Raw genomic sequence first — 1,797 nt, 5'->3', positions numbered from 1 at the left:
GTCGAGGAAGGCGTTGGCGGCGGCGTAGCTGCCCTGCCCGGCCGACCCGATGGTCGCCGCGGCGGAGGAGAACGTGACGAACGCGGCGAGGTCCAGCTCGCGCGTCAGCTCGTGGAGGTGCCAGGCGGCGTCGACCTTCGGGGCGAAGACGGTGGCGAGGCGGTCCGCGGTCAGCGAGCCGACGAGCCCGTCGTCGAGAACGCCGGCGGCGTGCACCACGGCGGTCAGCGGGTGTTCCGGCGGGACATCGGCGAGCACGGCCGCCAGCGCGTCCCGATCGGCGACGTCGCAGGCGGCGACGGTGGCGTCGGCGCCGTGCGCGGCGAGTTCCGCGACCAGCTCGGTGACCCCGGGGGCGGTGGCGCCGCGGCGGCTGACCAGCAGGAAGTGCTTCACCCGGTGCCGGGCGGCGAGGTGGCGGGCGACCAGTGCGCCGAGGCCGGCGGTGCCGCCGGTGATCAGTACGGTGCCGTTCTCGTTCCAGCGCTCCAGCGCGCTTTCGCCCGACGGGGCGAGGCGGGCCAGGCGAGGTACGAGCAGTTCGCCGTCGCGGATGGTGACCTGCGGCTCGTCCAGTGCCAGTGCGGCACTTAGCGCGACGCTGCCGTCGGTCGCGGCGAGGACGAAGCGGCCGGGGTGCTCGGACTGGGTGGAGCGGACCAGGCCCCAGACTGCGGCGGTGACCGGGTCGTCTGTCGCGTCGCCGGTCACGATGACCAGGCGCGAGCTGGTGAACCGGTCGTCGGCTAGCCAGGTGTGCAGGGCGTCGAGTACGCGGGTCGTTGCGGCGTGTACTGCGGCTGGGACATTGGCCGCGGGCTCCGTGGCGACCCGGAGGACGACCGTTTCGGGGACGTTGCCGCCGGGCAGCGCGGCTGGCTCGGGGTACTCGGCCCCAGCCGGGCCGTCCGCCGCCCGCAGCACGACCGCCAGCTCGGGATACTCGTCCCCGGCCAGCCCCGACTGTGCCGTGACCGGGGTCCAGGCCACCTCGAACAGCGAGTCGCGGCGGACCGGGGCGGCTCCGGCGACCTGCTCGGCCGTCAGCGGACGCAGGACGAGCGCGTCGACCGTGGCCACCGGCTCCCCCGCGGCGTCGGCGGCGTCCAACGACAGCGTGTTCTCGCCCTCGCGGCGCAGGCGGACCCGCAGCGCCGGGGCGTGCGCCGCGTGCAGGCGGAAGCCGCGCCAGGAGAACGGCAACAGCATGCCGTCGCCGGAGCCGGTGTGCACCGAAGCGTGCAGCGCGGCGTCGAGGAGGGCGGGGTGGAGGCCGAAGGCACCGGCCTCGTTCTCCTCGGGCAGGCCGACCTCGGCGAAGACCTCCTCGCCCCGGCGCCAGACCGCGCGCAGGCCCTGGAATCCCGGTCCGTAGCTCAGGCCCGCGCCGGCGAACCGCTCGTAGGTGCCGTCGATGTCGACCGGCTCCGCGCCGGCGGGCGGCCAGACGGTGGCGTCGAAGCCCGTGGTGGCCGGGCCCGCCGTGGCCAGGAGGCCGCTCGCGTGCCGGATCCACGGCTGCTCGACGGCGCCCTCGGCGCGCGAGTACACCGTCAAGGACCGGGAGCCGGACTCGTCGGCGCCGCCGACGACGAGCTGGATCTGGACGCCGCCGCGCTCGGGGAGCACGAGCGGGGCCTCCAGGGTCAGCTCGGCGACGCGGTCGCAGCCGACCTCGTCGCCCGCGCGGGTCGCCAGTTCCAGGAACGCCGTTCCGGGCAGGATGGCCGCGCCCAGCACGACGTGGTCGGCGAGCCAGGTCTGCAGCTGCACCGACAGCGCGCCGGTGAACAGGAA

General features: G+C 75.6%; 1 protein-coding gene. It reads right to left on the bottom strand.

The window, feature by feature from the left end:
• On the bottom strand, positions 1-1,797 hold a 1,797-nt coding region (locus G3I65_RS05790), incomplete at both ends, for a type I polyketide synthase (RefSeq protein ID WP_160695183.1).

The organism is Amycolatopsis sp. SID8362 (assembly GCF_010550475.1).
GTDB lineage: Bacteria > Actinomycetota > Actinomycetes > Mycobacteriales > Pseudonocardiaceae > Amycolatopsis > Amycolatopsis eburnea.
Note: the sequence above shows the minus strand (reverse complement) of the source record. Positions and strands in the feature narration are given on the sequence as shown.